This window comes from Streptomyces canus 299MFChir4.1, from assembly GCF_000383615.1.
Lineage (GTDB): Bacteria > Actinomycetota > Actinomycetes > Streptomycetales > Streptomycetaceae > Streptomyces > Streptomyces canus_C.
This window is the reverse complement of the sequence record NZ_KB911610.1, coordinates 85,703-108,202: the sequence shown is the minus strand read 5'-3', so window position 1 is coordinate 108,202 and position 22,500 is coordinate 85,703. Positions and strand designations below refer to the sequence as shown.

Sequence of the window (22,500 nt, the reverse complement as noted above, 5' to 3'; positions counted from 1 at the left end):
CGTATCTCTCCCTCGGCGACGCCGCCGAGATCTGCCGGGAATCGGCGCACCTGGTGCCCGAGCTGCCCGCGCTCAAGCCCTTCCAGCCAGCCATCCCCATACGCCTCGTCGAGACTCCGGCCCCGGCAGTCCTGCCGCACCCGGTGACCGACTGACGCACCCCCTCTTCACCCGGTCGGCGTGACCGCCTCGCGCCACGTCCCTACCCCTGCCATGGCCAAAACAGAAAGGAGCCGGACCGTTGCGCGCCCATCTGGCCCGTGTCGACGCGGTGTTGGTCCAGGCGCTCATCGCCGCCGCACTGTCCTTCGCCCACATCCACGACATTGCCATGGCGGCCGGACAGGGCGGATGGAAGGCGTGGGCCTATCCGATCAGCGTTGACCTGCTGCTCGTCGCCGCATGGCGTCGACTCCGCACCGGTACGGCCAAAGCGGCGGCCTGGTGCTGGTTCGTCATCGCCCTCATCGCATCCCTCGGCGCCAACGTCGCCACCGCCGGACTCCTCGACATGACCGACGTGCCGGCCTGGCTGCGCATCCTCGTCGCGGGCTGGCCCGCGGTCGCCTTCCTCGGCGGAACCCTCCTCGCACACTCGGCGCCCAAGGCCGCCACCGACGAGATCAGCGCAGAACTCATCGAGGACCAGGAGGACGAGCCCGAAGCCACACCCGACCCGCCTGCTCAACCCGCCACCGAATCGGCCCCGCCAACCGCGCCCATCCCGGTCCCGGTTGCGCTGGTCGACCACGCCCGCAAGGTCGCCGCCGAACACCACACCCGCACCGGAGCCCCGATCGACATCCCAACTCTCCGCGTCCGCCTGGGCGTTCCGGAGCCCCTGGCCGAAGCCATTGCCGCCCAGCTCTGAAGGGAGAACTCCACGTGTCCGCGAACCGCTGCTTCCGCAACGTCACCCGCATCGGCCCCGTTCAGGTCGCCACCTCGTACGACGGCCGGGGCCGCGAGAAGCACACCGCCGCCTGCACCGCCCCGCGCTGCAACTTCTCCGCCGACTACGACAGCCGCGCCGCCGCCGAACTGGCCGCCCGCACCCACCGCTGCCCCGTCCGCTGAAAGGACCCACCACCCCGTGACCGTCAGCCTCCCCCTCGTCGTCCTCCTCGGCTTCTTCGCCTGGGGAGCAGTCAAGTTCCTCGGCGTCCGCACCTGGATCGTCGTCCTGATCGCCCTCTTCGGCTTCTGGCTCTCCCACACCTTCCTCGCCCCCGCCATCGAATCCGGCACACGCTCCGGCGTGACCGTCATAAACGGACAACACATCTAGACGAGTAGATAAGAAGGGCTCCGCCGTGTTCCTGCCCAAGTACCCCGACAACCCCACCCCGCCGCCCGCACACACCCACGCCACGTCCGACCCGGCACCCGCCCGCCGCTCGCTGCCCTCGGTGTCCATCGATCAGAAGACGGTCGTCGCCCTGGTCGTCGGAGGAGTCGTCCTCACCGCACTCCTGGCCGCCGTCGCCGTCACGGCCATCTCCGTAGCCGTGGCCGCCGTCGTCCTGCGCTCCCTGCTCCGCGACCAGCACCGCCGCTAGACCCCGCCCGGCCTCCGGGGCGACGGCACACGACCAAGCATTACGCCGCCCCGGGGCCTTCCTCCCGACCGAGCCAGTCAGAAGGGAAACGCCATCTTCACCCGCACCACCCCGGCCCCCGTGCCGGAACTCGCGAACCTGGCCGCCCAGGGCACCCTCCCCGGTATCCTCCGCCAGCTCTCCGGCCTCGGCAGCTGCACCCACCCCATCCGCCTCGACGGCCACCGCACCGAATACGACCTCGACACCGCAACCGGCGAGATCGGCCGCATCCTCCAGCACCTCGACTCGACCAGCCTCCCCGCCGGCCAACTCCTCGTCCGCTGCAACAACCGCCGCACCACCCGCTGCCCGGCTTGCGCCGAGGTCTACCGCCGCGACACCTTCCACCTCATCACCGCCGGACTGCGCGGCGGCAAAGGCACACCCGAACAGGTCGGCACCCACCCCCGCGTGTTCGCCACCTTCACCGCCCCCGGTTTCGGCCCGGTCCACAACCGCCGCACCGACGGCCGCCCCTGCCGCTGCGGCCTCCACCACGACCAAGACGACGACCCCCTCGGCACCCCGCTCAACCCCGACACCTACGACTACGAAGCCGCCGTCCTCTGGAACGCCCACGCAGGCGCCCTCTGGCAACGCTTCTCCATCTACCTCCGCCGAGAAGTCGCCAAGCGCGCGGGCCTCTCACAACGGCGTCTCCGCGACTACGCCCGCGTTTCCTTCGCCAAGGTCGCCGAATACCAAAAGCGCGGAGCCGTTCACTTCCACGCGGTCATCCGCATCGACGGCCCTGAAGGCGGCAACACCCCACCGCCCGCATGGGCCACAGCCGAGCTCCTCACCGACGCCATAGAAACCGCCGCGACCAAGGTCCGTGTCGACGGCCCGGTCATCGACGGCCGCACCCACACCTTCACCTTCGGCCGCCAACTCGACGTCCGCACCATCCGCTCCGCCGACTTCAACGACGGCCAGGAACTCACCGAACGCGCCGTCGCCGCCTACATCGCCAAGTACGCCACCAAAGGCGCGGAGACGGCCACGGGAGCTCTCGACCGGCCGCTGAAGTTCGTTGCCGAACTCGCCCAGCTCGACATCAGCGACCACGCCCGCCAACTCATCCGAACCGCCTGGGCTCTCGGAGCCCGTAAGGACCTCGAACACCTCCGCCTGCGCGCCTGGGCTCACATGCTCGGCTTCCGCGGCCACTTCTCCACCAAATCCCGCCGCTACTCCACCACCCTCGGCGCCCTCCGCAACGCCCGCGCCGAATGGCGACGAGCACAGGCAGCAACGAATGAACCCGCCCCCGAGACGACGTACGTCCTCGCGCACTGGGTCTTCGCCGGGACCGGCCTCTCCGACGCCGAAGCCTGGCTAGCCGCATCCGCCGATCTCGCGCCCGGAACAGAAGGAGAACCCACCCGTGACTAGCCGACGCCTTGCGCCGGCCGACGTGGCCACCGAACCGCGCCCTCTGCCCCCGCGGTACCTAACCCCTGACGACCTGGTGGAGATGTTCGAGTTGCCCAGCGTCGAGACTGTCTACCAGTGGCGACGTAAGCGCACCGGTCCCCGTGGGTTCCGCGTAGGCCGGCACCTGCGCTTCGACCCGGCCGACGTGCAGACCTGGGTGGACTCCCGGCGTGAAGCGGCGGCTGCCTGATGGCCGGACACATTCAAGACCGCTGGTACAAGACCGAGGTCGGTCCGGACGGCAAGAGCCGCAGAGTGAAAAGTGACCGCTACGGTTCGGGCGCGCGCTACCGCGCCCGGTACGTCGGCCCGGATGGTACGGAGAAGTCCAAGAGCTTCCCCGACAGACAGAAGCGGCTTGCTGACCAGTGGCTCGCCCACACCGAGGCGGACATGGCACGCGGGCAGTACATCGATCCGCGCGCCGCTCGGATCACCTTCCAGCAATACGCCGAGGCATGGGTATCCACCCAGGGAGCCGACCCGAACACCCAGGCTTCGATGGAGTCGCAGCTTCGGCTGCACGCGTTCCCGTACCTGGGATCGCGACCGCTCGGCTCCTTCCAGCCTGCGCACATCCGGGACTGGGTGCGGCAACTGAGCGAGAACGGCATCCGAGGCTCGTACGCCCGCACTATCTACTCCAACGTGCGTGCCGCCCTCAGCGCAGCCGTGGATGACGGGCACCTTCCCCGGAATCCGTGTGCGGCTCGATCGGTCCGACCGCCGACCGTCGATGACAGGCGCGTCGCTCCCTGGACACCGGAACGGGTCTTTGCCGTCCGGGCCGGCATGCCCGAGCGGTTCCGGGCCATGGTCGATTTGGGTGGCGGCTGCGGCTTGCGCCAGGGCGAGATCCTCGGCGTGGCCGTCGACGCGATCGACTTCGAGTCGGACACGTTGCACGTGGTCCAGCAACTCAAGCTGAGCCGAAGCAAGGCCGTCTTCGCCCCGCCCAAGGGCGGCAAGCTCCGGGACGTGCCGCTTCCTGAGCCGGTCGCTGATGCCCTGCGGGCGCACATGAAGCGGTTCCCACCGGTCGACGTCACCTTGCCGTGGAAGGTGGCAGACGGGCCGCCGGTGACCAAGCGGCTGATCTTCACCGGGCCGCGCGGTGGTCATGTCTGGCGGACGTCACTCAACGAGGAGGCATGGAAGCGGGCGCTGGCCTCGGCCGGAGTGATCCCCGAGCGGAAGCAGGGCCAGCCGTATGCCGAGTCTCGCGAGAACGGCATGCACGCGCTCCGCCACTTCTACGCCTCGGTGCTCCTGGACGCCGGGGAGAACATCAAGGCCCTCGCCGAGTACCTGGGGCACTCGGACCCAGGTCTGACGCTTCGCGTCTACGCGCACCTCATGCCGTCCAGTCAGGAGCGCACTCGCAAGGCTGTGGCCGCCATATTCACCAACTGTCAGCCCCTCCATCCGTAATCTTCTCCAGCAAAACCAAGTCACGTTACACAATCGCGGACACCAGCATTGCGGATCACCAATCACAAATGCTCCACCCGGCGAAACCAAATCACGGTACGCAAATCGCGGACACCAGCATTGCGGATCACCAATCACAAATACTCCACCCGGCGAAACCAAATCACGGTACACAAATCACGGAACCATTTGGCCTCGCAGCCCATCCAACGTGCAGGACGACGTGCAGGACGACGTGCAGGACGACGTGCAGGACGACATGCAGGACGACATGCAGGACGACATGCAGCACTACATGCAGGACGACGTGCAGGACGACGAAAGCGAATGACTCGAAGAACGCCTTCACCTGGAAGGTCTAGATAGAGCCCAGAAGGCTCCGGGTGGGCACCCCCACCGACAGGCCACGTGATTATCGACCGATACCCGGCCAGGGTATCGGTCGAATTTGGCCCGCCAGATGATCCGTGGTTAAGTTCTCCTCGCGGATTGGAAAGGCCGCCCCCGTTACAGCGGAGGCGGCCCCTTCTCCATCCATGCTCGGAAAACCTGCGACGGCTCCTCAAGACGATGGAGAACACAAGCATGCCACGATTCGGATTGACCATCGACGTCTGGCCTCGAGATCTGCCGTTCTCGCTGCTGGGGGTGGCGGTGGCGGGATACGCCCACTGGACCGGCGTTCCCGCCGAAGTCGCCGACCCCGTGGCCCTGCTGATCGTCCTCGACATCCGGGTCCACCGCTGGCGTCGTCGCACCTGACGGCCCAGGGACGGCCCAGCCCCACCAAAAAGCCCCCGCCCTGCCGAGAAACAGCAGGTCGGGGGCTTGCTGGTGTTGCGTTACTTCTTCTTGCCCTGGTTCTTGACCGCCTCGATGGCCGCCGCAGCCGCCTCCGGGTCCAGGTACGTGCCGCCCGGGGTCACCGGCTTGAAGGACGCGTCGAGTTCGTAGTACAGCGGGATGCCCGTCGGGATGTTCAGGCCCGCGATGGCGGCGTCGGAGATGCCGTCCAGGTGCTTGACCAGGGCGCGGAGGCTGTTGCCGTGAGCCGCGACCAGGACCGTGCGGCCGGCGAGGAGGTCCGGGACGATGCCGTCGTACCAGTACGGGAGCATGCGGACGACGACGTCCTTCAGGCACTCCGTGCGGGGGCGGAGCTCCGGGGGGATCGTGGCGTAGCGGGGGTCCGACGCCTGGGAGAACTCGGAGTCGTCAGACAGCGGGGGCGGCGGGGTGTCGTAGGAGCGGCGCCACAGCATGAACTGCTCCTCGCCGAACTCCGCGAGGGTCTGTGCCTTGTCCTTGCCCTGGAGGGCGCCGTAGTGGCGTTCGTTCAGGCGCCAGGAGCGGTGGACCGGGATCCAGTGGCGGTCCGCGGACTCCAGCGCGAGCTGGGCGGTGCGGATCGCGCGCTTCTGGAGGGACGTGTGGACCACGTCGGGCAGGAGGTCGGCGTCCTTCAGGAGTTCGCCGCCGCGGACTGCCTCCTTCTCGCCCTTCTCGTTGAGGTTGACGTCCACCCAGCCGGTGAACAGGTTCTTCGCGTTCCATTCGCTCTCGCCGTGGCGGAGGAGGATCAGCTTGTACGGTGCGTCGGCCATGCGTATGAGCGTAATCCACGCCTTCGATCGGGGCGGTGCCCGCTCGACAGACGGACGGTTGACGGGATCTGCTAATTGAGTGGCCCCCGGTCGCCTCGGCTTCGTAAGTTGTGCTCGCCGCCCGAGACGCTTACACCCGTACCGCAACACCTGGGGGACCCGCCATGTCACTCGTCACCCTGAGACGCGCCACCCGCGAGACCGTCTCCGGGCTCCCCCGCGCGTTCTGGTGGCTGTGGATCAGCACCCTCGTCAACCGCCTGGGTGCCTTCGTCGCCACCTTCATGGCCCTCTATCTCACCCTCGACCGCGGCTACTCCGCCTCCTACGCCGGTCTCGTCGCCTCGCTGCACGGGCTGGGCGGTGTCGTCTCGTCGATCGGGGCCGGGGTGATGACCGACCGGCTCGGGCGGCGGCCCACCCTCCTCGTCGCGCAGTCCGCCACCGCCGCCTCCGTCGCGCTGCTCGGCTTCATGCACCACCCCGTCGCCATCGCCGCCGTCGCGTTCCTCGTCGGCATGACCTCCAACGCCTCCCGGCCGGCCGTGCAGGCGATGATGGCCGACATCGTGCGGCCCGAGGACCGGGTCCGGGCCTTCTCGCTCAACTACTGGGCCATCAACCTCGGTTTCGCGATTTCCTCCTTGGCCGCCGGTTTCATCGCCGAGTACAGCTATCTCGCGGGCTTCCTGATCGAGGCCGGGATGACCACCGTCTGCGCGGTCGTCGTCTTCCTCAAGCTGCCCGAGTCCCGGCCCGTCGCACAGCACGCCGAAAAGGTCCCCGACGACGTCCGCCTCGGCACCGTCCTGCGCGACGGGCGGTTCATGAGTGTCCTGGGGCTGTCCTTCCTGGTCGCCGTGATCTTCCAGCAGGGTTCGATCGGGCTGCCCGTCGCGATGGGCGAGGCCGGGTTCACGCCCGCCGACTACGGCCTGGCCATCGCCCTCAACGGCGTCCTGATCGTCGCGCTGCAGATCCCGGTGACCCGTTTCATCCAGGACCGGGATCCCCAGCGGCTCCTCGTCGTCTCGTCCCTGCTCGCGGGATACGGCTTCGGACTCACCGCCTTCGCCGGGTCCGTCGGCCTCTTCGCCCTCACCGTGTGCGTGTGGACCCTGGGCGAGATGATCAATGCCCCCACCCAGACCGGGCTCGTCGTGCGCCTCTCCCCCGCCCACGGCCGCGGCCGCTACCAGGGCATGTACACCCTGTCCTGGTCCGTCGCCGCCCTCGTGGCGCCCCTGATGTCCGGCTTCGTCATCGACCGGTTCGGGGCGGAGTGGCTGTGGGGGCTGTGCGCGGTCGTCGGGACGGTGGCGGCGGTGGGGTACGCGGCGCTGATGCGGCGCCTGTCCGGGGAGACGGCCACCGGGGTCGCCGTACCCGAGAAGTCTGCCGCCACCGAGGCCAGCCCGGCCTGATCCGGCACCGAGGCCGGCGCGGCCTGATCCGGCACGGATCCAGCCGCACGGCCTCCGTCACGGATGCATCCGCGCGCCCTTGAGCACCTTGTCCACGGCGTTGCGCGGCCCGTACACCGCGAGCCCCACCAGGTCCAGCTCGGCCGTGGCCACCGCCCGTACCGCCGCGCGGTTGTCCCGGTCGTTGCCCGTCGCGAACAGGTCGCTCGTGAAGAGGGCGCGCGGGAGCGAGCGGGACAGCACGCGCGCGTGGGCCGCCGTCAGCGTCTCCTTCGTGCCCTCGAAGACCAGCACGGGCTGCCGGAACATCGGCAGATAGGGCACACCGCCGGCGTCCTCGTACGGTTCGCCGACCACCTCGGGGGCCTGGCTGCCCAGGCCGCTGACGAGGAACGCGGTGACGTTCAGGCGCTGCCAGGTCTCCAGGTCCTCGCGCAGCAGGACGGCGATCTTGGTGTCGAAGCGGATGGGTTCAGTGCTCATGGGTCGAGACTGGCGGGCATCGTACGACCTCGTCTTGTACGTTCTTTGCATGGCGGCCACCACCCTGCCCGCGCAGCACGTCACCGCGTGGCGCCCGGCCGTCCCGGGCGTCACCGAGGTCTTCCACGCCCACTTCACCGAGTACGCGTACCCGATGCACGTGCACGAGGCGTGGACGCTGCTCATCGTGGACGACGGGGCCGTACGGTACGACCTCGACCGGCACGAGCACGGCACGCCCGACGACACCGTGTCGCTGCTGCCGCCGCACGTCCCGCACAACGGCTCGCCGGCCACGCCCGACGGCTTCCGCAAGCGGGTTATCTACCTCGACCGGACCCACCTCGGCGACGAGCTCATCGGGCCCGCCGTCGACGGCCCCGACCTGCGGGACCCCGTACTGCGGCAGCGGGTGGGGCAGTTGCACACGGCGCTGCGCGGGCCTGGCGAGGAGTTCGAGGCCGAGAGCCGGCTGACGCTCATCGGCGACCGGCTGCGGACTCTGCTGCGGCCGCGGTCGTACGGCGAGCCTGCGCGCCGCGACCCGGCCCTGGCCCGCCGGCTGCGCGAACTCCTCGACGAGCGGGTCGTGGCGGGACTGTCCCTGGAGGCGGCCGCGTTGGTCCTGGGGGCTCATCCGGCGCATCTCGTACGGGCGTTCAGCAGCGCCTACGGCATCGCACCGCACCAGTACCTGACCTCGCGCCGGGTCGACCGGGCCCGGGGTCTGCTGCTCGCGGGGGACGGTCCCGCGGAGGTCGCCGCGCTCACCGGGTTCCACGACCAGGCCCATCTCACCCGGCATTTCAAGCGGTTGGTGGGGGTGACGCCCGGGCGGTACCGGGTGAGTGCGAGGAGATCGACGGAAGGCGCCCGTCCGGTGATCGGCGGCGGTTAGCGTCGCCGCATGGATGACAGACAGAACATGGATGACGGTCGGCGCTCGTTACCGTTCAGACGTCTTTCCGTCACCGTCGCGGGCGCGACCGCCCTGGTGGCCCTCAGTGTCGGCGGCGCCATCGCGGCGAACTCCGCCGACGAGCCCACCGTCGAGCCGAGCGCGTCGGCCACCTATCCCGGGGACGTGGGTTCCGGCGGCAGCGTCGGCCTGAGCGAGGGCTCGGACGGCGGCTCGGACCCCGGCACCTCCGGCGGCACCGACCCCAGCCCGAGCCCCACGTCCCCCGACGACCCCCCGGTCACGGACGACCCCACGGACGGGCCCTCCACACCGAGCGAGCTGGAGCAGCTCAACCGCCGTATCACCGAACTCGACCGGAAGATCGACGAGTTGCCCACCAAGAGGGAACTCGCCGACGCGCTAAGGGCGTTCGCGGACGAGCTGGACAAGCAGTCACCGCCCGAGAGCCCCGGCGAGACGCACCAACCGACCAACGAGCCCCAGCCGACCGACTCGCTGCCGCCCCACTAGGCCTGGCTCAGCGAAAACGGGGTCAGTCCTGCGAGCGCCGGGTCAGATGCGCGAACGCGTCCAGGTTGCGTGTCGACTCGCCCCGCGCCACCCGCCACTCGTACTCCTTGCGGATCGCGGCGGCGAAACCCAGCTCCAGCAGGGTGTTGAAGCTGCCGTCGGCCGCCTCCAGGACCTGGCCCAGGAGGCGGTCGACCTCGTCGGCGGTGACCGCGGCGAGGGGGAGCTTGCCGGTGACGTAGATGTCGCCGAGCCGGTCGACGGCGTAACTCACGCCGTAGAGCTTGAGGTTGCGCTCCAGGAGCCAGCGGTGGACGCCGGGTTCGTTCTCGTCGGGGTGGCGGATGACGAAGGCGTTCAGGGACAGGGAGTGGCGGCCGACGAGGAGCGAGACGGTCGTCTTGAGCTTGCGGGTGCCGGGGAGCTGCACGACGTAGTTGCCGGGCGCGGGGCTCTCCCACTCGACCTCGGTGTCCTTGAGGACGCCCTCGATGACCTGCGCTGCCTTCTCTGCCTCAGCCATGGTGGGAGCGTACGTGACGCCGGTACGACTGCGCCGCGGCCACATACACGTCCGCCGTCGCCGCGGCCGCGGTGTCCCAGCCGAAGGACTGGGCGTGCCGGGCGGCCGCCTCGCCCATGCGGGGCGTGAGCGCCGGGTTGTCGGCGAAGTCGCGCAGCACGCGCGCGTACGCGGCCGGATCGTGCCCGCGTACGAGGAATCCGGTCTGTTCGTCGGCCACGGCCACCGGCAGCCCGCCGACCGACGCCGCGAGCACCGGGGTGCCGGCCGCCTGGGCCTCTATGGCGACCAGGCCGAAGGACTCGCTGTAGGAGGGCATGACGAGCACGGACGCGGCCCGGAACCAGTCGGCGAGCTGCTCCTGGCCGACGGGCGGGTGGAACCGTACGACATCGGCGATGCCGAGCCGGGAGGCCAGTTTCTGCAGGCCCTCGGGTTTTGCGAGGCCGCTGCCGCTGAGGCCGCCGACGACCGGGACGAGGATGCGGGAGCGCAGGTCGGGGCGCTGGTCGAGCAGGACCGCCACGGCTCGCAGGAGGATGTCCGGGGCCTTCAGGGGCTGGATGCGGCCCGCGAAGAGGGGGATCAGGGCGTCCTGCGGGAGGCCGAGGCGGGCGCGGGCGGCGGCGCGGCCGTCGGCGGGGCGGAAGCGGTCGAGGTTCACACCGGGGTGGACCACGGCGACCTTGGCGGGGTCGGCGGCGTAGTGCTGGACGAGTTCCTCGCGCTCCTCGGCGGTGTTCGCGATGAGCCGGTCCGCGGCGGCGACGATCTGGGTCTCGCCGATGACGCGGGCGGCGGGCTCGGGACTGTCGCCGTCGGCGAGGTTGGCGTTCTTGACCTTGGCCATGGTGTGCATGGCGTGCACGAGCGGGGTGCCCCAGCGCTGGGCGGCGAGCCAGCCGACGTGGCCGGAGAGCCAGTAGTGCGAGTGGACGAGGTCGTAGTGGCCGGGGCGGTGGCCCGCCCACGCCTGCATCACACCGTGCGTGAAGGCGCACAGCTGGGCGGGGAGGTCCTCCTTGTTGAGGCCCTCGTAGGGGCCCGCGTCGATGTGGCGGACCAGGACGCCTGGAGCCATCTCGACGGTCGGCGGGAGGCCGCCGGTCGTCGCGCGCGTGAAGATCTCGACCTCGATGTTGATCGCGGCGAGGCGCTGGGCGAGCTCGACGATGTAGACGTTCATGCCGCCGGCGTCGCCGGTGCCGGGCTGGTGGAGCGGGGAGGTGTGCACGGAGAGCATGGCGACGCGGCGGGGGCGGCGGTGCAGGCGCAACCGGTGGGGTGCGGCCTGGGAGCGACGCTGGAGCCTGCTGACGTACTGGCTCACGTGGCGTTCCTCCTTGCAGCGGGCATGCCGGACGGAGGGCGTGGGGCACCCTCCGACGGGGGCAACACCGGAGGGAGGCATTCCCATTCCGGACGGAGCGGTTTTTGCCGAGGTATTACCGAGGGTCGCTCAACCGTTCGACGAGTGGCCGCGTCGGCCGTGCGGTGCGATGAGGGGAACGCCTCGCCCGCGGTGACCCGGGTCCCCGGCGCATACCCTCTTAGGCATGACATCCCGCGCCGCCTCCCGCCCTGTGGGCACGGTCACGCGCGGGACGACCAATCCCAACCGGCTGCGCCGCATGGACCGCTGGATCGCGGACACGCACGGCGCCGAGCTGCGCCGCGCCGCCGACCCGGTCGCCGTCGACCTCGGGTACGGCGCCGCGCCCTGGACCGCCGTGGAACTGCTCGCCCGGCTCCGCGAGAACGCTCCACGCACGCGCGTGGTCGGCGTCGAGATCGAACCGGCCCGGGTGGCGGCCGCGAAGCCGTACGAACGCGAGGGGCTCGTCTTCCGGCACGGCGGGTTCGAGATCCCGCTCCCTCGGAGGCCGCTGCTCATCCGGGCGGCCAATGTGCTGCGCCAGTACGACGAGGCAGACGTGGCCGCCGTCTGGGAGCGGCTGTGCGCCCGGCTGGCTCCGGCCGATCCGGCGCGAGGGTCGCGCGGCGGGCTGCTCGTCGAGGGGACCTGCGACGAGATCGGGCGCCGGCACGTGTGGGTCGCGCTCGGCCCCGAGGGACCGCGGACGGTCACCTTCGCGACCCGGCTGGGCTCGCTGGAGCGCCCCTCCGACCTCGCCGAGCGGCTGCCGAAGGCACTGATCCACCGCAACGTGCCGGGCGAGCCGGTGCACTCCTTCCTCCGCGACTTCGACCGCGCGTGGGCAGCCGCCGCACCCTACGCGTCCTACGGCGCCCGCCAACGGTGGATGCGCACGGCGCGGGACCTGACGGCCGACTGGCCGGTGACGGACGGGCCTTCACGGTGGCGGCAGGGGGAAGTGACGGTGGCGTGGGGGGCGTTGGCGCCGGGTGGGGCGGCGGCGGGGTGAGCTCGGGGGTGACGGGGGCGGTTGGGGGCGGTGTGTTGGGCGCTGGAAGTCGCTCGCGCGCGCGTGCCGGGGTGCCGCTCGCCTGAACTCCGGCGTCCCGTAGCCGCCTCCCCATGAACTCCGGCCCTCCCCCACCCGAACTCCGGGACACCGTCCGGGAATCCCTCCAGAAGCCCTGACCTGCCAGGGAACGATCTCGGTGAGTCGTTCGTCACAAAGGCGGGGAGATCGTCTTCGGGGGGCGGGGAGAGGGGGAGGCACCGAGCAGCGCCGGGACGTGCGGGGATACGCCGGGAAGGCCTGCCTCTGTCACTTTCCGCCGTGACGTGGCACGATCCCCCGAGCACCGTAAGTTACTGACGGTAAATCAGCTTTGGGGGCAACGGTATGGGGACGGGCAAGCGCGGTCTGATCGCTACCGCCGTGACCGTGATCGGCGCGGTGGCCGTGCTGGCGGCACCCGGCACCGCCTTCGCCGCCCCGAGCCCGACGCCCTCTCCCACCGCCTCACCGACGGCCGTCACCAACAAGGACATCGAAGCCGTCCGCGAACAGCTCGACGCGCTCTACCACGACGCGGCCGTCGCCACCGACGCCTACAACGCCGCCGAGGAGAAGGCCGAGCAGCAGTCCGCGCAGATCGTCGCCCTGGCCCGGAAGATCGTCAAGGGCCAGGAGAAGCTGGCGAAGCTGAAGGCCCGCGCGGGCGCCGCGGCCGCCGCCCAGTACCGCTCCTACGGCCTGTCGGACGAGGCCCAGCTGATGCTGAGCGACGATCCGCAGGAGTTCCTGGACAGCACCGGCCGCGTTCTCCAGGGCCAGCGCGCCACCAAGGCGCTCATCGCGGAACTGACCCGGACCCAGCAGGACTTGAAGCAGTACGCCGCCGACGCCTCTGCCCAGTGGACCAGGCTGGAGGCGAACCGCAAGGCCAAGGCGACGGCCAAGAAGAGGGTCGAGCAGCAGATCGCGGCGGCCGAGAAGCTCGAGTCCCGGCTGGAGGAGAAGGAGAAGAAGCGCCTCGCCGAACTGGAGGAACAGGCCGCCCACCAGGCGCAGACCGCCTGGCTGGACTCCGGCGTCCTCAAGGAGGTCAGCGGCAAGGCGAGCGAGGCCGGTAAGGCCGCCGTCGACTACGCGACGACCCAGATCGGCAAACCGTACGAATGGGGCGCCGAGGGCCCGGACTCGTACGACTGCTCCGGACTGACCTCACAGGCCTGGGCCAGCGCCGGCAAGCCCATTCCGCGCACCTCGCAGGAGCAGTGGAAGCAGCTCAAGCACGTCGACGTCAAGGACATGCGGCCCGGCGACCTGATCATCTACTTCGACGACGCCAGCCATGTGGCGATGTACCTCGGCGACGGCGCGATCGTGCACGCCCCGCGGCCCGGGCGGACGGTGACGATCGCCGGGGCGGGCTCCATGCCGATACTCGGTGTGGTGCGGCCGGACGCGTGAGCGCCCCTGAACGACCGGGTGAGACCTGGGTCATGTGATGCGGGGCACCTCTGACGCCCTCACAAACCTTCCGCGAACGTGACGTTCGTCATCCCCGCGACACTCCCAACGTGTCCAACTGCGGTACATAACGCGGCATATGACAGTGGCCACCGGCCAAGCGGGGTGTCTCACGCCATTCCTTTCCCGGCCCGGCACCCGCTATGGTCCCCGTCGGTGGATCGAGGTCCCTCGCTCCACCATGCCCTCGGGGGGAGGGAAGGAAGCCAAGACGATGCCCGTACCCATACCGCGGCAGCGAGCGATCCCGGCCGTGGAGAGTGGTCAGGCGCCGGCCGCACCCCAGCACCACCAGCCCTCCAAGGAAGAAGCCCCGCGCAAGGAAGCCACGGTCGACAACAACGGCGCCACCCAACTGAGCCTGCTGGTGATCGAGGACGATCCCGGCGGGTCCACGGTCGTCCCCGAGCTCCTGGACTCCGCCGGCAAGCCGATCCGCGTCCGTACCGCCCGCAACCTCACCGAGGCGGAGCGGCTGCTCACGGATGACGTGCACTGCATCCTGCTCGACCTCGCGCTGCCCACGCCCGGCCGCTCCCCCGACGACGACGAGCTCGCCGTACTCCGCCATGTCCTGGAGCTCGCACCCCGGCACGCCGTCCTCGCGCTCACCGCTTCCGGCGACGCCGAGCGCGGCGCCGAGGCGGTCCGGGTGGGCGCCCAGGACTATCTCTTCCGGGACGAGCTGGACAGCAGGCTGCTGAGCCGGGCGATCCGGTACGCGGTCGAGCGGAAACGTTCCGACACGGCGGAGCGCAGGCTCGCCGAGGGCCGGGTGCGGGCGCAGGAGAACCGGCGCCTGGAGCGCGGGCTGCTGCCCACACCGCTGCTGGAGGGGTCGTCGCTGCGATTCGCCGCGCGATACCGGCCCGGGCGCTCACGGGCCCTGCTCGGCGGGGACTTCTACGACGTCGTACGGACTCCGGACGGGACCGTGCACGCGATGATCGGTGACGTCTGCGGGCACGGCCCCGACGAGGCGGCGCTCGGCGTGGAGCTGCGGATCGCCTGGCGTGCGCTGACCCTGGCGGGGCTGTGCGGGGACGAGCTGCTCGGCACGCTGCAGGAGGTGCTGGAGCACGAGCGCTCGGACGACGAGATCTTCGCGACGCTGTGCACGGTGGACATCGCGCCGGACGGACGGCGGGCGGGACTGTGTCTCGCCGGGCATCCGTCGCCGCTGGTGGCCCGGCCTGGGCGGCCCGCGCGGCTGCTGCCGTACGACAACAACGGCCCCGCGCTGGGCCTGCTGCCGGGAGCCCGCTGGCCCCGGATGCAGGTGGAGCTGGGGGCCGAGTGGAGTCTGATGCTCTACACCGACGGCCTGATCGAGGGGCGCGTCGGCGAGGGCGGGGAGCGGCTGGGCCAGGACGGGATGGTGTCCATGATCCGCCGCCAGCTCTCCGAGGGGCTGCGCGGGGAGGCGTTGCTGCGGGCCGCGGTGAACGAGGTGCGGTCCCTCAACGGCGGCGAGTTGGCGGACGACGTGGCCGTACTCCTGCTCGACCGGGAGACGTGACGGGCCGGCGGGGCCCGGCGCGTTGCCGGCCCGGGGTGGAGCGGACCGGTGTCCCCTTCAGTGCTCCGCGCCCTGACGGGGCGCGTTTCTAGCGGCCCCCGTTGTACGGGCCGTAAGGGCCGTCACTGCTCGAACCCCTGCCCCGGCCGCTGCGGCCGCCGCCCGGGAGGGCGCGGATCGCCGGGCGCACGTCGACCATGTAGACGATCGTCGCGATGAGGCCGATGATCGGCAGGAACGACAGGATGTTGAAGATCAGGTTCACCACGAAGGCGAGCCCGAGGATGATCAGCCAGAAGGGCTTGGTCTTCTTGTCGGCCGCTCGGTAGGCGTCCTCGCGGCGGATGGCCGCGTCGAACAGCGCGAAGCCGCTGAAAACGATCAGGGCCATGCTCAGCAGCCACATGAAGCCTGCGAACCCCTGCATCAGCACAACGTCCACCACCCGACTCGGCTCGTCATTTCGCGATTACGCGGTCACCGTACCCGCTCCCGCAAGGTCGCTACCCGCAGAACGGGCCGGGCACTCGGTAAGTGCCCGGCCCGGCGTCCTGCGTGTCCCGCGGTGCCTTACTTGGCGGGCGGGGTCTTCTTCGCCGGGGTGGTCTTGCGCGGCGCCGTCTTCTTCGCGACGGGGGCCGTCTTCTTCTCCTGGGCCGGGGCGGCGGCCGTGGCGGGCGTGACCGGCTTCGCGACCGGAGTCACGGTCGCCGACTCCTTGGCCTCGGCCGGCTCGGCGTTCGGCTCGACGGCGATCGCCAGTTCCTCGATCTCCTCGGCGGCCTCGCCGCGCCAGGTCTTGACGGCCTGCTCGCCGTGCTCGGCGACCTTCTCGTAGGCCTCGCGGGCCTTGACGGCGTACTCGGCCGCGACGCCGACACTGCGCAGGGCGAGGTCCTGGGCGGACTCGCCGAGCTTCTTCAGGTCCGCGTCGAGCGTGCTGCCGAGCTTCTTCAGGTCACCGTCGAGGGCGCCCAGGAACTCGTTGACCTTGGTCTGCAGGGTCTCCTGCGTCTCCTTGACCTTGGCGCCGGCCTCCTTGGCACGGGCCTGGGCCTTCTCCTGGACCGCCTTCGGGTCGGTGCCGCGCACGGCCTCGATACGGGCCGGCGCCTCGGCGCGCAGCTGCTCCACCAGGCCGGGCACCTTCTTGGCCTCCTGGAAGGCCAGGTCACCGGCGCCGGCGAGGAAGTAGAGCGGGGTCGGGTCCTTGACGGCCTTGCGGATGTCGTCGGTGATGGCCATGGTGATGGTCCTCCCGGGTCGCTTTCTGATGAGGGTTTTGGGTCCCGCGGTGCCTGTCGGCGTGCTCGGGCCGTCGGACCGTGTCGGTCTCAACTGGCCGTCTGCTGCGGGTCGGCGTCGCTGCCGTCGGTCTTGGGGGTCTTGGTGGTGCGGGGCTTGCGGGTGCCGCGGGGCCGGCGGGCCTGACGTATCGCGGTGGTCCCGTCGGGGTCCCCGCCGGCCGGGACGTCGTCGTCCCGAAGGTCCGCCCGGGTGTCCGCCGTACCGTCGTCCGACAGGTCGCTCTGCCCGTCGCCCGGCGCGGGAGCCGCGTCCGGCGGGGCGATCTCGAAGCCGTTCTCCTTGCGGAAGGACTCGTAGATCTGGAGCAGCACCTGCTTCTGCCGCTCGTTGAGCGTGGGATCGGCGAGGATGACCGCACGTGTCTCCACGTCGTCCCGGTCGCGCTCGGCGTCGAGGATGCCGGCCCGCACGTACAGCGTCTCGGCGGAGATCCGCAGGGCCTTGGCGACCTGCTGCAACACCTCCGCGCTCGGCTTGCGCAGCCCGCGCTCGATCTGGCTCAGATACGGATTGGACACCCCGGCGGCATCGGCGAGCTGCCTGAGCGACAGCTGCGCAGTGCGCCGCTGTTCACGCAGATAGTCACCGAGATTGCCGACGTTGAGCGATGCCATGCGTCCACTGTGCACCACTCGCGCTAACTATTGCAAGCAGCCGCTTGCAATAGTGTGTCACGCCACTCCGTGGGCTCTTGCGCCTGAGCACGACAGGTGTCGTATGTGCACGACAACCGGTTACGGCTGGTCGCGTAGTTCCCCGCGCCCCTGACTCGGCGTTGTTCCCGCCGTCTCCGAGGAGAAGCCCTCGCGCAGTTGCAACGGTGCCATGCCGTGCCAGCGGCGGACAGCGCGGCGCAGGGCGCGTTCGTCGGAGAAGCCCGCCTGGCGGGCCACCTCGCGGAGGGTGAGGTGAGGGCGGTGCAGGAGCTGTTCGACGCGCTCACGGCGGACGCCGTCGACGATCGCCTCATAGGAGGTGCCGCAGCCGGCCAGGCGCCGGCGCAGTGTCCGCTCGCTCGACGCGTGTATGCGGGCCTGCTCGGAGAAGGAGGGGACGGCCGGGAGGCTCTGCGCGACGGAGATCTCCAGGATTTCCAGCAGGTCCTGCTGACGACGGCGGGAGGCCATCTGCCCTTCGAGGAGTTCGAGGGCCGAGGCGTAGGTGACCGGATCGCGGCCCGGCATCGGCCGGTTGATCCATGCCTGCGGTACCACCAGCCGGTTGTGGGAGGCGCCGAAGTGCAGGGGGCAGCGGAAGAGGTCGTGGAAGGGCTGGACGTCGCGCGGGGCGGCGAAGGCGAAGTGGACCTCCTGGGGTGCGAGGCCGGCGTCGGCGGCGAGGCGGCCCAGGGTGACGACGCTCGAGAACGCCTCCTCGACAAGGAAGACGGCGACGTTCGGGTCGACCATCGGGTCCGGGAGGTCGGCTCGGACCACGTAGCCGGAGCCCTCCCGGCCCGCCGACCAGACCGTCATCGCCCCGGACACGTTCTGGAAGCGCACCCCCGCCTCGATGGCGACCTGGAGGGTGTCGCTGGCGAGCATGGCGAAGCCCACCAGCCCCCAGGCGGTGAGGTGCTGCGCGGCTCCTACCCGCAGGCCCAGGTTCTCGTCCCCGGTGAGTTCGACAGCGCGGCGGATGACGGCACTGCCCTGGCGGTACGAGACGTGCAGGGCCGCCGAGCGCATCAGGGTCTCGGTGAGACCGACCCGGGCCAGTTCCGGCTTCAGGTCGACTCCGTACTCCTCGGTGATCTGGTCCAGGTAGCGCAGAATGTTCGGGGAGATCGTCGCCGACGTGCTGCGGGTGGTGCCGTTCTCCGGACGGGGTGCCTCGGTCATGGGTCTCTCCAGGGCCGTACTCGCGACCACTTTAGGCAGCCACGTCCGGTTTCGGCCGCGCTAGCGGGTACGGATCCAGACGGTCTTCTCCCTGGTCCACTGCGCGAAGGCGTCGGTGGACCGCTCCGCCCCGCCGAATCCGGACTGTTTCCACCCACCGAAGGGGGCGGTGATGTCGCCCTCGCTGTAGGAGTTGACGGAGACCACTCCCGCCTGGATGCCGCGGGCGAGGCGGAAGGCGGTGTCGAGGTCGTGGGTCCACAGCGAGGCGGCAAGGCCGTAAGGGGTGGCGTTCGCCGTCCGGATCGCCTTCTGCTCGGAGGCGAAGGTCTGGACGGTGACCACGGGACCGAACAGTTCCTCGGTGAGGACCCGGCTGCCGTCGGGGGCGCCGACGACGACGGTGGGCGGGTAGTAGGCCCCGTGCGGGTGCAGGCCCGCCGGCAGCCCGGCGGTGTGGGCCACGGCTCCGGCGGCGACCGCCTCGTCCACGGCGCGGGCGACCCGGTCTCGCGCCGCGCTGCTGATCAGCGGTCCCATACGGGTGTCCGGCTCGGCCGGGTCGCCGATGACCAGGGCCCCGGCGGCGGCCGTGAACCGTGCGACGACCTCGGCGGCGATGTCCTCGTGGACCAGGATCCGGGAGCCGGCCGTGCAGTTCTGGCCCATCGTCAGGAACGCGGCCGCGATCATGTCGTCGATGAGGTCGACGCCGAAGTCGAGCGCGTCCGGCATCAGCACCTGGGGACTCTTGCCGCCCATCTCCAGGGAGACCCGCTTGAAGTTGGTCTCCGCGGCGTCGGCCAGGATCCGCCGTCCGGTCGCCGTCGAGCCGGTGAACGAGAGTGCGCCGATCCCGGGGTGGCGGGCGAGCGCCCGGCCGGCTTCCGCGCCGTGGCCGGGCAGCACGGCGAGGGTGCCGTCCGGCAGTCCCGCCTCCGTCGCCAGCCGGGCCACGTGGAGGGCCGAGCGCGGGGTCGCCTCGGCAGGCTTGAGCAGCAGGCTGTTGCCCGCGGCGAGGGCGGGCCCGATCTTCCAGGCGGCCATGGCGAGCGGGTAGTTCCAGGGGAGGACGGCGGCGACCGCTCCGACGGGTTCCCGGCTCATCAGACCCAGGTGGTCGTGGCCGGTGGGGGCGGTGCGGCCGAAGACCTTGTCGGCCGCCTCCGCGAACCAGCGGATCGACTCGATCGCGCCCGGCACATCGCCGGTACGGCACTCCGTGATGGGTTTGCCCGCGTCCTCGCAGTCCAGGCGGGCCAGGATCGCGGCGTCGCGCTCCATCAGTTCGGCGAGGCGCAACAGGACCGCGGCCCGCTCCCGGGGCGGCCGAGCCGCCCACACCCCGCTGTCGAAGACGCGGCGCGCCCGGTCCACGGCCGTGTCCACCTCGCCCGCGGTGGCGGCGGGCAGGGTGTCGAGGGTCTCCCCGGTGGCCGGATTGATGACGGTGAGCAGGCGGTCGTCCGGGCGGGTGTCCGTGTCCGTGTCCGTGTCCGTGTTCATGGTCATGGTCATGCCTCCTTCACCAGTTCCCAGCCGCCGTCGACCTGCCGGGCCAGTCCTCTGCGCCGCAGGTCCTCCAGATACCGGGCCAGGCCGCGTTCGCCGCGCTTGCGGAAGAGCGGGAGAAGGCTGGGGAGAAGGTTCGGCACCAGCATGGAGAAGCGGACCAGGAGCGATTCACCGACGCGTGGATACGCTTCGAGCCGCGGCCGGTCGAGCAGGCTCACCACCGCGGCGACGACGTCGGACGGCTGCTGCGGCGGGTCCTGGAACTGCAGGGAGTTGCCGCCGTCGACGGCCTCCCGGCGCAGCATCGGGGTGTCGGTGGCCGACGGCAGCACCGAGCCGACACGAATGCCCTTGGTGCCCAGGTCGAGGGCGATGGACAGCATCGCGCCGCGCAACCCGAACTTCGACGCCGCGTAGATCGGAGTCTCCCCCTGGGGGAAGATGCCGGCGAGGGACACCGTGGTGACGACGCGGGGATCGGCGGAGGCCCTCAGCAGGGGAACGGCCAGGCGGGTGGCCACCAGCGGGGAGATCATGTTGAGGTCGATCTCCCGCTCGATGGTCTCCACCGGGCGCACGTCGAACCGCTCGGTGCTGGTCATACCGACGTTGTTGACCAGCACATCTAGGCGGCCGAATTCGGCGCCGACCCGTTCGAAGAGGTCCGCGACCCCGGCCCGGTCCAGCAGGTCGCAGCCGAGGCCCAGGTGACCGGTGCCGGGCAGGCTGTCCGCGACCCGCCGCGCGCGCTCACCGTCGATGTCGGCGACGACGCACACCGCGCCGCCGATCGCGAACCGCCGGCACAGCGCGCTGCCGATGCCACCCGCGCCACCGGTCACCAGCATCACCTTGCCGGTGTAGTCGTAGCCGCTCATGCCACCGTCTCCTTGCTGCCGACGGCCCGCATGGCCGGCGGACGGCCCTCGGTGGGCCAGCCCATGGCGGCGGCGACCTTGGTGACGTACTTGGTGTATGCGGCGCTGTCGACGTAGCCGGTGTGGCGCGGGGAGTCCACGAACCGCAGACCGCCGCTCAGGTCCGGGCGGTCACCGCGGACCATGCGGGCGAACCGCTCGGCGTTCGGCAGGCCCCGGCGGGTGTCCTGGACGAAGCCGGCGATCAGCTGCGCCTGGGTGTCGAAGAGTTGGTAGGCGCCGGAGTTGGTCTCGATGAAGCCGACGCCGAACAGCCCCTCGTGCTCGCGGGAGAACGACGACAGGTACAGGTCGGGGTGCTGCTCGTCGCCGAAGTAGGCCTGCGCGACGGGCACTTTGTGCACATAGCCGGTCGCCATCAGGATCAGGTCGAAGTCGTTGCTGCTGCCGTCGGTGAAGTGGACGGTGCTGCCCTCGGCACGCGTGACGCCCGGCCGCGCGGTGATGTCGCCGTGCTGCAGGTGGTGCAGGAGCATCGAGTTGACCGTGGGGTGGGTCTCGAAGAGCTTGTGGTCCGGCTTCTGCAGGCCGAGGCGGGTCGGATCGCCGTTGACGATCCGCAGGAGCGCGCCGAACACCCTCTGCTCCAGCCACTTCGGCAGCCGCGGACCGACGCCTTCGAGGGTGTCCACGGGCCTGCCGAACAGGTGCTTGGGGATGAACCAGTAGCCGCGGCGCATGCTGATCTCCGCGTGGTCGGCGGCACGGGCCGCGTCGCAGGCGATGTCGCAGCCGGAGTTGCCGGCGCCGACCACCAGGACTCGCTTGCCTCGCAGTTCGTCGCTGCTGCGGTAGCCGACCGTGTGCCGGATCTCGCCGCTGAAGTCACCCGGGATCTCGGGGATGCTGGGGTGCCACTGCGAGCCGGTGCAGACCACCACCTGCGCGTGCCGGCTGGCGCGCCCGTCGGCACGGGTGACCGTCCAGGTGCCGTCCGCGTTCTTCGCCACGTCACGCACCGCGGTGCCGAACTCGATGCGTTCCGACAGCCCGTACGCGTCGGCGAACGACGTCAGATACGACAGGATCTGCCGCCGCGGCGGGTAGTCGGCGAAGTGGTCGGGCATCGGCCAGCCTCCGAACCCCGAGAGGGTCTTGCTGGAGACGAAATGGGCTGACTCGTACATCGGGCTGCCCGGGTTGTCGATGTCCCACAGGCCACCCGGACCGGTGTGCCGCTCGATGTGCGTGTAGGGAAGCCGTCGCTCACCGAGCGCCCGTGCCACCGCCAGCCCAGCGGGGCCGGCACCGATGACACACGTGTCGAATTCGGACTCCTTCACAAGTCCACCTCCTGTCGTCGCCACTTTCGGCGTGGGAGGAACTTAGGCAGCGCGCAAGCACCGGCGGACTGGCCCGTGCGGCCACAAAGGGGGCTGCGGCGGCCAGCCCACTGACCGTCCCGGCGCGCCACAGACCGATGCCCTTGCCACCCGGCCGACGGCGAACCCGCCCCATGAGACACCCCCAGCCCGTCGGTTTCGCGACTGCCGGGCTGTCGGCTCCCGGCCCCCGGCCGCCCGTTTCCGGCCGCGC

25 protein-coding genes and 1 pseudogene are annotated in these 22,500 nt (G+C 70.6%); 15 read left to right on the top strand and 11 right to left on the bottom strand.

The genetic code is table 11. The features are described from left to right. The 9 genes and pseudogenes from H293_RS60580 to H293_RS59345 form a co-directional block, all read left to right on the top strand. A pseudogene (locus tag H293_RS60580) lies at positions 1–155 on the top strand (FtsK/SpoIIIE domain-containing protein); the annotation flags it as partial. 86 nt (positions 156–241) lie between these two features. Continuing rightward, the gene (locus H293_RS0137925; RefSeq protein ID WP_020123012.1) at positions 242–871 is read left to right on the top strand and encodes a DUF2637 domain-containing protein; all 630 of its coding nucleotides are present in this window, start codon (positions 242–244) and stop codon (positions 869–871) included. A 14-nt stretch (positions 872–885) separates the two neighbouring features. Continuing rightward, a complete protein-coding gene (locus H293_RS0137920; RefSeq protein ID WP_020123011.1) occupies positions 886–1,077 on the top strand; it encodes a mobile element transfer protein in 192 nt (63 codons plus the stop codon). A 16-nt stretch (positions 1,078–1,093) separates the two neighbouring features. Then, on the top strand, positions 1,094–1,288 hold the full coding sequence (locus H293_RS0137915; RefSeq protein WP_020123010.1) for a hypothetical protein: 195 nt from the start codon (positions 1,094–1,096) through the stop codon (positions 1,286–1,288). Between the two features lie 25 nt (positions 1,289–1,313). After that, positions 1,314–1,559: a hypothetical protein gene (locus H293_RS0137910; protein ID WP_020123009.1), complete on the top strand. Its 246-nt coding sequence runs from the start codon at positions 1,314–1,316 to the stop codon at positions 1,557–1,559. 120 nt (positions 1,560–1,679) lie between these two features. Next, positions 1,680–2,996 carry a replication initiator gene (locus H293_RS0137905; protein WP_020123008.1) on the top strand — a complete coding sequence of 439 codons (1,317 nt, stop codon included), beginning with the start codon at positions 1,680–1,682 and terminating at the stop codon, positions 2,994–2,996. Then, on the top strand, positions 2,989–3,228 hold the full coding sequence (locus tag H293_RS0137900) for a helix-turn-helix transcriptional regulator (protein ID WP_020123007.1): 240 nt from the start codon (positions 2,989–2,991) through the stop codon (positions 3,226–3,228). Before H293_RS0137905 ends, H293_RS0137900 begins: the two co-directional genes overlap by 8 nt. Continuing rightward, positions 3,228–4,469, top strand: coding sequence for a tyrosine-type recombinase/integrase (locus tag H293_RS0137895; protein WP_020123006.1), 1,242 nt, complete (start codon positions 3,228–3,230; stop codon positions 4,467–4,469). The genes H293_RS0137900 and H293_RS0137895 overlap by 1 nt, the downstream gene beginning before the upstream one ends. Positions 4,470–5,054: 585 nt before the next feature. Continuing rightward, entirely contained in the window at positions 5,055–5,231 is a 177-nt protein-coding gene (locus H293_RS59345; protein ID WP_199790243.1) for a hypothetical protein, read from the top strand. Positions 5,232–5,311: 80 nt separating this feature from the next. Here the strand turns inward: H293_RS59345 and H293_RS0137880 are convergent, their stop codons facing one another. Beyond that, on the bottom strand, positions 5,312–6,073 hold the full coding sequence (locus H293_RS0137880; protein WP_020123003.1) for a phosphoglyceromutase: 762 nt from the start codon (positions 6,071–6,073) through the stop codon (positions 5,312–5,314). Positions 6,074–6,237: 164 nt separating this feature from the next. Between H293_RS0137880 and H293_RS0137875 the strand changes: the two genes are divergently transcribed. Further along, a complete protein-coding gene (locus tag H293_RS0137875) occupies positions 6,238–7,497 on the top strand; it encodes an MDR family MFS transporter (RefSeq protein ID WP_020123002.1) in 1,260 nt (419 codons plus the stop codon). 57 nt (positions 7,498–7,554) lie between these two features. Here H293_RS0137875 and H293_RS0137870 read toward each other — a convergent pair whose 3' ends face one another. Further along, the gene (locus H293_RS0137870; protein WP_020123001.1) at positions 7,555–7,980 is read right to left on the bottom strand and encodes a DUF2000 domain-containing protein; all 426 of its coding nucleotides are present in this window, start codon (positions 7,978–7,980) and stop codon (positions 7,555–7,557) included. Between the two features lie 49 nt (positions 7,981–8,029). On the opposite strand from H293_RS0137870, the gene H293_RS0137865 reads away from it, so the two are divergent. Both H293_RS0137865 and H293_RS50730 read left to right on the top strand, forming a co-directional pair. Further along, complete coding sequence (locus H293_RS0137865) at positions 8,030–8,878, top strand: helix-turn-helix transcriptional regulator (RefSeq protein ID WP_020123000.1); 849 nt, start codon at positions 8,030–8,032, stop codon at positions 8,876–8,878. Positions 8,879–8,887: 9 nt separating this feature from the next. Further along, a complete protein-coding gene (locus H293_RS50730; RefSeq protein WP_199790242.1) occupies positions 8,888–9,412 on the top strand; it encodes a hypothetical protein in 525 nt (174 codons plus the stop codon). A gap of 22 nt (positions 9,413–9,434) precedes the next feature. Here the strand turns inward: H293_RS50730 and H293_RS0137855 are convergent, their stop codons facing one another. Then, complete coding sequence (locus H293_RS0137855; protein WP_020122999.1) at positions 9,435–9,935, bottom strand: type III secretion system chaperone family protein; 501 nt, start codon at positions 9,933–9,935, stop codon at positions 9,435–9,437. Next, the gene (gene mshA, locus H293_RS0137850; RefSeq protein ID WP_020122998.1) at positions 9,928–11,265 is read right to left on the bottom strand and encodes a D-inositol-3-phosphate glycosyltransferase; all 1,338 of its coding nucleotides are present in this window, start codon (positions 11,263–11,265) and stop codon (positions 9,928–9,930) included. The genes H293_RS0137855 and mshA overlap by 8 nt, the downstream gene beginning before the upstream one ends. 226 nt (positions 11,266–11,491) lie before the next feature. On the opposite strand from mshA, the gene H293_RS0137845 reads away from it, so the two are divergent. From H293_RS0137845 to H293_RS0137835, 3 genes are all read left to right on the top strand, one after another. Then, a complete protein-coding gene (locus H293_RS0137845) occupies positions 11,492–12,322 on the top strand; it encodes a class I SAM-dependent methyltransferase (protein WP_199790241.1) in 831 nt (276 codons plus the stop codon). 387 nt (positions 12,323–12,709) lie between these two features. Next, entirely contained in the window at positions 12,710–13,783 is a 1,074-nt protein-coding gene (locus tag H293_RS0137840; protein ID WP_020122996.1) for a C40 family peptidase, read from the top strand. A gap of 274 nt (positions 13,784–14,057) precedes the next feature. Continuing rightward, complete coding sequence (locus H293_RS0137835) at positions 14,058–15,362, top strand: PP2C family protein-serine/threonine phosphatase (protein WP_020122995.1); 1,305 nt, start codon at positions 14,058–14,060, stop codon at positions 15,360–15,362. An 88-nt stretch (positions 15,363–15,450) separates the two neighbouring features. Here the strand turns inward: H293_RS0137835 and H293_RS0137830 are convergent, their stop codons facing one another. The 7 genes from H293_RS0137830 to H293_RS0137800 form a co-directional block, all read right to left on the bottom strand. Beyond that, on the bottom strand, positions 15,451–15,789 hold the full coding sequence (locus H293_RS0137830; RefSeq protein ID WP_030318102.1) for a DUF2516 family protein: 339 nt from the start codon (positions 15,787–15,789) through the stop codon (positions 15,451–15,453). Between the two features lie 143 nt (positions 15,790–15,932). Next, entirely contained in the window at positions 15,933–16,607 is a 675-nt protein-coding gene (locus H293_RS0137825) for a hypothetical protein (RefSeq protein WP_020122993.1), read from the bottom strand. An 89-nt stretch (positions 16,608–16,696) separates the two neighbouring features. Next, complete coding sequence (locus H293_RS0137820; protein WP_020122992.1) at positions 16,697–17,284, bottom strand: helix-turn-helix domain-containing protein; 588 nt, start codon at positions 17,282–17,284, stop codon at positions 16,697–16,699. A 120-nt stretch (positions 17,285–17,404) separates the two neighbouring features. After that, complete coding sequence (locus H293_RS50725; protein ID WP_020122991.1) at positions 17,405–18,511, bottom strand: AraC family transcriptional regulator; 1,107 nt, start codon at positions 18,509–18,511, stop codon at positions 17,405–17,407. A 60-nt stretch (positions 18,512–18,571) separates the two neighbouring features. Beyond that, on the bottom strand, positions 18,572–20,023 hold the full coding sequence (locus H293_RS50720; protein ID WP_051138211.1) for an aldehyde dehydrogenase family protein: 1,452 nt from the start codon (positions 20,021–20,023) through the stop codon (positions 18,572–18,574). A gap of 2 nt (positions 20,024–20,025) precedes the next feature. After that, entirely contained in the window at positions 20,026–20,904 is an 879-nt protein-coding gene (locus H293_RS0137805; protein ID WP_020122989.1) for an SDR family NAD(P)-dependent oxidoreductase, read from the bottom strand. Then, entirely contained in the window at positions 20,901–22,247 is a 1,347-nt protein-coding gene (locus tag H293_RS0137800) for a flavin-containing monooxygenase (protein ID WP_020122988.1), read from the bottom strand. Before H293_RS0137800 ends, H293_RS0137805 begins: the two co-directional genes overlap by 4 nt. Positions 22,248–22,500: the final 253 nt, after the last annotated feature.

Bases quoted from the DNA above. Each gene is read 5' to 3' on its own strand.
- H293_RS59345 (WP_199790243.1), top strand. From the start codon at position 5,055: ATGCCACGATTCGGATTGACCATCGACGTCTGGCCTCGAGATCTGCCG.
- H293_RS0137835 (WP_020122995.1), top strand. From the start codon at position 14,058: ATGCCCGTACCCATACCGCGGCAGCGAGCGATCCCGGCCGTGGAGAGT.
- H293_RS0137820 (WP_020122992.1), bottom strand. From the start codon at position 17,284: ATGGCATCGCTCAACGTCGGCAATCTCGGTGACTATCTGCGTGAACAG.
- H293_RS50725 (WP_020122991.1), bottom strand. From the start codon at position 18,511: ATGACCGAGGCACCCCGTCCGGAGAACGGCACCACCCGCAGCACGTCG.
- H293_RS50730 (WP_199790242.1), top strand. From the start codon at position 8,888: ATGGATGACAGACAGAACATGGATGACGGTCGGCGCTCGTTACCGTTC.
- H293_RS50720 (WP_051138211.1), bottom strand. From the start codon at position 20,023: ATGACCATGAACACGGACACGGACACGGACACGGACACCCGCCCGGAC.
- H293_RS0137875 (WP_020123002.1), top strand. From the start codon at position 6,238: ATGTCACTCGTCACCCTGAGACGCGCCACCCGCGAGACCGTCTCCGGG.
- H293_RS0137830 (WP_030318102.1), bottom strand. From the start codon at position 15,789: ATGCAGGGGTTCGCAGGCTTCATGTGGCTGCTGAGCATGGCCCTGATC.
- H293_RS0137825 (WP_020122993.1), bottom strand. From the start codon at position 16,607: ATGGCCATCACCGACGACATCCGCAAGGCCGTCAAGGACCCGACCCCG.
- H293_RS0137845 (WP_199790241.1), top strand. From the start codon at position 11,492: ATGACATCCCGCGCCGCCTCCCGCCCTGTGGGCACGGTCACGCGCGGG.
- H293_RS0137870 (WP_020123001.1), bottom strand. From the start codon at position 7,980: ATGAGCACTGAACCCATCCGCTTCGACACCAAGATCGCCGTCCTGCTG.
- H293_RS0137840 (WP_020122996.1), top strand. From the start codon at position 12,710: ATGGGGACGGGCAAGCGCGGTCTGATCGCTACCGCCGTGACCGTGATC.
- H293_RS0137865 (WP_020123000.1), top strand. From the start codon at position 8,030: ATGGCGGCCACCACCCTGCCCGCGCAGCACGTCACCGCGTGGCGCCCG.
- H293_RS0137805 (WP_020122989.1), bottom strand. From the start codon at position 20,904: ATGAGCGGCTACGACTACACCGGCAAGGTGATGCTGGTGACCGGTGGC.
- H293_RS0137855 (WP_020122999.1), bottom strand. From the start codon at position 9,935: ATGGCTGAGGCAGAGAAGGCAGCGCAGGTCATCGAGGGCGTCCTCAAG.
- H293_RS0137880 (WP_020123003.1), bottom strand. From the start codon at position 6,073: ATGGCCGACGCACCGTACAAGCTGATCCTCCTCCGCCACGGCGAGAGC.
- H293_RS0137895 (WP_020123006.1), top strand. From the start codon at position 3,228: ATGGCCGGACACATTCAAGACCGCTGGTACAAGACCGAGGTCGGTCCG.